Here is a 5,733-nt window from a genome sequence, read left to right on the forward strand (position 1 = left end):
CGCCCGCAGGGTCATGACATCATCCGCACCTGGCTGTTCTCCACGCTCGTCCGCTCGCACCTCGAGCACGGCTGCATCCCGTGGACGCACGCCGCGCTGTCGGGCTTCGTGGTCGACCCCGACCGCAAGAAGATGAGCAAGTCCAAGGGCAATGTCGTCGTGCCCGACGAGATCCTGTCGACGTACGGCGCCGACGCCGTCCGCTGGCGGGCCGCGGGCGCCCGTCCTGGCGCCGACTCGCCATTCGACGAGGCGCAGATGAAGGTCGGCCGCCGCCTCGCGATGAAGGTCCTCAACGCCAGCAAGTTCGTCCTGGCGGCCGAGGAGGCCTATGGGCTCGGCGCCGACGCGACCCACCTCGACCCTGCCCGGGTCACCGAGGCGCTCGACCTGGCGATGCTGAGCCGCCTGCGGCTCGTCGTCACCGAGGCCACCGCAGCCTTCGAGGCGTACGACTACGCCACGGCCCTCGAGGTCGCCGAGAAGTTCTTCTGGGACTTCTGCGACGACTACCTCGAGCTGGTCAAGGAGCGTGCCCGTCGCGACGACGCCGGCGGCGCATCGGCCAAGAGCGCGTTCGTGCTGGCCCTGTCGGTCCAGCTGCGGCTGCTGGCCCCGTTCCTGCCCTACGTGACCGAGGAGGTCTGGTCGTGGTGGCAGGAGGGGTCGATCCACCGTGCCGAGTGGCCCGTCAACGGCACCGACCTGACGACGTCCGAGCAGGACCCGACACTGCTGGCGTCCGCCGCTTCGGTGCTCGCCGACATCCGCGGTGCCAAGTCCGTGGCCAAGGTCAGCCAGAAGACCCCGATCAGCAGCCTGACGATCACCGCGACCAAGGACCGGCTCGACGTGCTCCGGCTCGCGATCGCCGACGTCGTCGCCGCGGGCCGCGTCTCGGTCGATCCGGTGTACTTCGCGGACAGCGCCGTCGAGTCGTACAAGGTCCAGGCCACGCCCGCGGCCGTGTGAATGACCCGCGCCTAGGTGTGCTGCGTCCAGCGCTCGCTCTGCGTCAGCCAGAACAGGTAGGCCAGCGCCGGCACGACGATGACCCCGGCGACGGCGACGACGACCAGCAGGCCCCACAGGGTGGCCGGTGCGCCGGCCACGTCGGCGATCTTGACCTCGTCGACCAGCATCCACGGGTACTGCGCGACGCCCCAGCCGATCAGGACCGAGGCCACGGCAGCGACAGCACCCAGCCGCGCTGGACCGTAGCGGCGGCGCAACAACAGGACCAGGGTCGCCGCACCGGCGACCCCAGAGGCCACGATGAACGGTGCGGCGGGGCCGAGCAGCCGGTCGCTCAGGGTCGGTGAGTCCTGCTTGATCGGCACGAGGGCGGCGAAGACGATGACGCCCGTCGCGATGCCCACGCCCAGCGTGCGGATGCGCAGCGTCTCCGCCAGGACCTCGTGGCCGGTACGAGCCGCGTCCGCCGTCAGGAACACCCCAGCCAGGAAGGCGCAGGTTCCGACCGCGATCAGGCCGCCGAACAGCGACGTGGGGTGGAGCCATGAGTCGAAAGGATCGCCGTTGCCCTCCGCCGGCACGCGGCCGGAGGCGACAGCTCCGGCCGCGGCGCCGAGGAAGAACGGCGTGATGAGCGAGGAGCCGGCGAAGACCGCCCCGAACAGCCGGGCCTGGGCCAGAGTCGCAGAGTACTTCCGGAAGGCGAAGCTCGCCCCGCGAAGCACGATGCCCACGAGCGCCAGCGCGAGCGGGAGCATGAGGGTGGTTGTCGCAGCTGCGAACGACTCGGGGAAGCCGGTCCACCACATCACCAGGATGTAGATCAGCCAGACGTGGTTGGCCTCCCACACCGGTCCGATGCTGTGGTCGATCAGGATTCGCAGCTCGCCGCCCCGCTCCGAGCCGCCGGCGGTCAGGTCGAAGAAACCCGAGCCGAAGTCGGCGCCGCCGAACAGCCCGTAGAGCACGATGCCGGCGAACATCGCGATCGCCACGAGGACGGCCAGGCTCATCGGGACCGCGCCTCGTCCACCGCGGAGTCACCGGGGCCGTAGGGACTCGGCAGGTCCTCCTCACCTGCCCGCCACCGCCGCGCCATCGAGCGCAGCACCACGACCGCGCCGATCGTCATGCCGACGTAGATCACCACGGCGCCGGCATAGCTCCACCACAGCCCGCCGCTCTCGCTGGCGGCATCGGTCGTTCGCAGGATCTGCCACACGGTCCAGGGCTGCCGCCCGACCTCCGTGGCGATCCACCCGCACTCCATCGCGAGCACGGCGAGCGGACCCGCGACGACCGCGCCGCGCAGGAACCAGCGGTTGCCGATCAGGTCCCGGCGACGCCAGCGGGCGAACCAGTAGACCGCGACCGCGAACGCCAGCAGCGTGCCGATGCCGACCATCGACTGGAACGCCAGGTGGGTGATGTTGACCGGCGGCCGGTCCCCAGGCGGGATGCTGTCGAGCCCGGACACGGGCTTCTCGAAGGAGTTGCGGGCGATCAGCGAGCCGATCCGTGGGATGTCGATCGCGCCGCGCACCTGACCGTCGACCAGGATCCCCCCGAGCCGCAGCGGTGCCGGCTGCTCGGTCGTCGTCGCGAGCTCGAACGCCGCGAGCTTCGACGGCTGCGTCGTCGCAATCCGCAGGCCCAGCAGGTGCCCGATGAAGGGCTGCACCAGCGCGGCGACCGTGGCGAACGCGAACGGCACGGTGAAGCCGAGCCGGTGGTGCGCGTCGACCCGGCCCCGCAGCATCCCCGCGGCGTACACGCCGGCCACGACGAAGCCCACGACCATGAAAGCGGCGACCCACATGTGCGTGAACTGCAGCCACACGCCATCGTTGAACATCGCCCGCCACGGGTTGACGTCGGTCACCTCGCCATCGACGAGGCGAAAACCGGTGGGATTGTTCATCCAGGCGTTGACCGCGACGACGCAGAACGTGCCGACGACTCCCGCCACCCCCATCGGGATCAGCATCGCCAGGTGCCGGCGTGCGGGCATCCGGCCCCAGCCGTAGAGGTAGATGCCCAGGAAGATCGCCTCGACGAAGAACGAGAGCCCCTCGAACGCGAACGGCAGCCCGAGGACGTCGCCGAACCGGCCCATCAACCCGGGCCAGAGCAGGCCCATCTCGAAGCTCAGCACCGTGCCGGAGACCGCGCCGATCGCGAACAGCACCGCGGACACCTTGGCCCAGCGCTTCGCCAGCGTGAGCGCGACGGCGTCCTCACGGACGATCCCGCGCCGGTGCACGACGTAGATCATGGTCGGGAACGCCACGCCGAAGCAGGCCAGCACGATGTGCCAGCCGAGCGACAAGGCCATCTGCTGGCGAGCCGGGAGGAGCCCCGGCGGCCCGTTGCTCGAGGTCAGGACGTGGGTGGCGACTCCGACGAGGTCCATCGCTTCACCCTACGACCCACGGGGCGACGTGCCCGTCGAGCGGGTGTGCCGTCGTCAGAGCGTCCGGAAGGTGATGCCCGCCCGGTCGAGCCGCTCGATCAGGGCATCGCCCATCGCGACGGCGGTCGTGGTCTGGCCCGACACCTGCGGCAGGTCGTCGAACGCCAATGACAGCGCCGCCTCGCTGAGCATCTTGGCGGTCTCGGTGTAGCCGGGGTCGCCACCGCTGACCTGGGTCGTGACGGTCTTGCCGCCCCCCTCGCCCACGAGCCGGAGGTTGAACCACGACGAGGCGCGCTTGTCCTCGTCGGGCCCGTCGCCCTGGGCCTTGAGCTTCAGCAGCAGGCTCCGGGTGGGCGCCAGCTGGGCACCGGCCAGCAGCACCGCTCCCCCGGCCAGCGTGCCGACCAGCATCGGGAGCTTCTTGAACTGGGCGAAGTGCGAGTAGGTGAACTCCGGGCCGTACCGGTCGAGCGACCGCGCCGAGCGCAGGACGATCTGCGGGTCGATCGTCGGGAGGGGCAGCGCCCAGCCCTTGCCGCCGGCGCCGCGGCCGATCTTGCCGCCGCCCCGGATCCGGCGCCCCTCGGGACGGGCCTCGAGCTTCGTGCGCTCGGCCGCGGTACGCGCCGCGTGACGAATGCGGGAGAACGCCCCGATCGCCGAGTGGTAGGTCCCACCGGAAGCGGTGCCGCCGGCGCGGATGTAGCCGCTGACCGAGAGCGGCACGCCCTCCGGGAGCTGCTGGACGGTGTAGAGGACGCCGAGGTCGTAGGGGATCGAGTCAAAGCCGCACGCGTGGATGATGCGGGCGCCGGTCTTGCGCGCCACGGCGTCGTACTTGAGCCACATCGTGTCGGCGAACTCCGGCTCGCCGGTCAGGTCGACGTACGCGATGCCGGCCTCGGCGGCGGCCTTGACCGCAGGCTCGCCGTGCTGGACGTACGGTCCGACCGTCGTGGCGAGCACCCGCGTGCTCTTGGCGAGCGCCGCCATCGAGTCGGCGTTGCCGGTGTCGGCCGAGATGATCTCGGGGCGCAGCCCGCCGAGCATCTCGACACGGTCGGCGACCGCCTCGAGCTTGGCCTGGTTGCGGCCCGCAACGGCCCACGTGGCGCCGTCCGGCAGGTGGGTGGCGAGGTAGTCGGCGGTGAGGCCACCGGTGAACCCGGTGGCACCCAGCAGGGCGATGTCGACAGAAGTCATGCCGACAACCTACCGGGAGGTAACCAGCACCGCCGCCACTAGGAAGCCTTCTTGGCGGCCTCGTCGTGCGTCAGGATCTGCGGGCCCTCCAGGCCGGCGACCGTCGCGGCCGTCACGATGACCTTCGCGACGTCGTCCCGGCTCGGGATCTCGTACATGACCGGCTCGAGCACGGCCTCGATGATCGAGCGCAGGCCACGGGCCCCGGTGCCGCGGTCGAGCGCCAGGTCGGCCATCGCCTCGCTCGCCTCCTGGCTGAACTCGAGCTCGACACCGTCGATCTCGAACAGCCGGACGTACTGCTTGGTCAGCGCGTTGCGGGGCTCGGTGAGGATCGCGACGAGCGCGTCCTTGTCGAGGTTGTCGACCGCGGCGATGACCGGCAGGCGGCCGATGAACTCGGGGATCAGGCCGAACTTGAGCAGATCCTCCGGCAGCACCTTGGAGTAGAGCTTGTGCGGCTCGGTCTTCTTGCCGATGTCCTGCTGGCCGGTGTTGAAGCCCAGGCTCATCTTGCCGCTGCGCTGCTCGATGATCTGGTCGAGACCCGCGAAGGCCCCGCCGACGATGAACAGCACGTTGGTCGTGTCGATCTGGATGAACTCCTGGTGCGGGTGCTTGCGGCCGCCCTGCGGCGGCACCGAGGCGGTCGTGCCCTCGAGGATCTTGAGCAGGGCCTGCTGCACGCCCTCTCCCGACACGTCACGGGTGATCGAGGGGTTCTCGCTCTTGCGCGAGATCTTGTCGACCTCGTCGATGTAGATGATGCCGGTCTCGGCCTTCTTGACGTCGTAGTCGGCGGCCTGGATCAGCTTCAGCAGGATGTTCTCGACGTCCTCGCCGACGTAGCCGGCCTCGGTCAGCGCCGTGGCGTCGGCGATCGCGAACGGGACGTTCAGCATGCGCGCCAGCGTCTGCGCCAGGTAGGTCTTGCCACAACCGGTGGGGCCGACCATCAAGATGTTGGACTTAGCCAGCTCGACCTGGTCGTCCTTGCCGCGTCCCGTGGCCGTCTGGGCCTGGACGCGCTTGTAGTGGTTGTAGACCGCGACGGCGAGGGACTTCTTCGCGCCGTCCTGGCCGTTCACGTAGCCGTTGAGGAAGTCGTAGATCTCGTGCGGCTTGGGCAGCTCACCGAG

General features: G+C 70.0%; 5 protein-coding genes. 1 reads left to right on the forward strand and 4 read right to left on the reverse strand.

Annotated features, from left to right (window positions below; all coding sequences use genetic code 11):
- Positions 1–972: class I tRNA ligase family protein (locus JWQ91_RS01025; RefSeq protein WP_297779602.1), on the forward strand; the 972-nt coding region annotated here is incomplete at its 5' end.
- Positions 973–983: 11 nt separating this feature from the next.
- On the opposite strand, the gene JWQ91_RS01030 is transcribed toward JWQ91_RS01025, so the two are convergent.
- The 4 genes from JWQ91_RS01030 to clpX form a co-directional block, all read right to left on the reverse strand.
- Positions 984–1,988: a cytochrome d ubiquinol oxidase subunit II gene (locus tag JWQ91_RS01030; RefSeq protein ID WP_297779604.1), complete on the reverse strand. Its 1,005-nt coding sequence runs from the start codon at positions 1,986–1,988 to the stop codon at positions 984–986.
- Complete coding sequence (locus JWQ91_RS01035; protein ID WP_297779607.1) at positions 1,985–3,388, reverse strand: cytochrome ubiquinol oxidase subunit I; 1,404 nt, start codon at positions 3,386–3,388, stop codon at positions 1,985–1,987. Before JWQ91_RS01035 ends, JWQ91_RS01030 begins: the two co-directional genes overlap by 4 nt.
- 54 nt (positions 3,389–3,442) lie before the next feature.
- Positions 3,443–4,594, reverse strand: a complete 1,152-nt coding sequence (locus JWQ91_RS01040) for a saccharopine dehydrogenase NADP-binding domain-containing protein (RefSeq protein WP_297779611.1) — start codon at positions 4,592–4,594, stop codon at positions 3,443–3,445.
- Between the two features lie 38 nt (positions 4,595–4,632).
- On the reverse strand, positions 4,633–5,733 hold a 1,101-nt coding region (clpX, locus tag JWQ91_RS01045), incomplete at its 5' end, for an ATP-dependent Clp protease ATP-binding subunit ClpX (protein WP_297779614.1).

It is taken from the genome of Aeromicrobium sp. (assembly GCF_025965075.1).
GTDB lineage: Bacteria > Actinomycetota > Actinomycetes > Propionibacteriales > Nocardioidaceae > Aeromicrobium.

What these genes read in the sequence shown, in the direction of transcription:
- JWQ91_RS01030 (WP_297779604.1), bottom strand. Translation starts at nt 1,988, where the DNA reads ATGAGCCTGGCCGTCCTCGTGGCGATCGCGATGTTCGCCGGCATCGTG.
- JWQ91_RS01035 (WP_297779607.1), bottom strand. Translation starts at nt 3,388, where the DNA reads ATGGACCTCGTCGGAGTCGCCACCCACGTCCTGACCTCGAGCAACGGG.
- JWQ91_RS01040 (WP_297779611.1), bottom strand. Translation starts at nt 4,594, where the DNA reads ATGACTTCTGTCGACATCGCCCTGCTGGGTGCCACCGGGTTCACCGGT.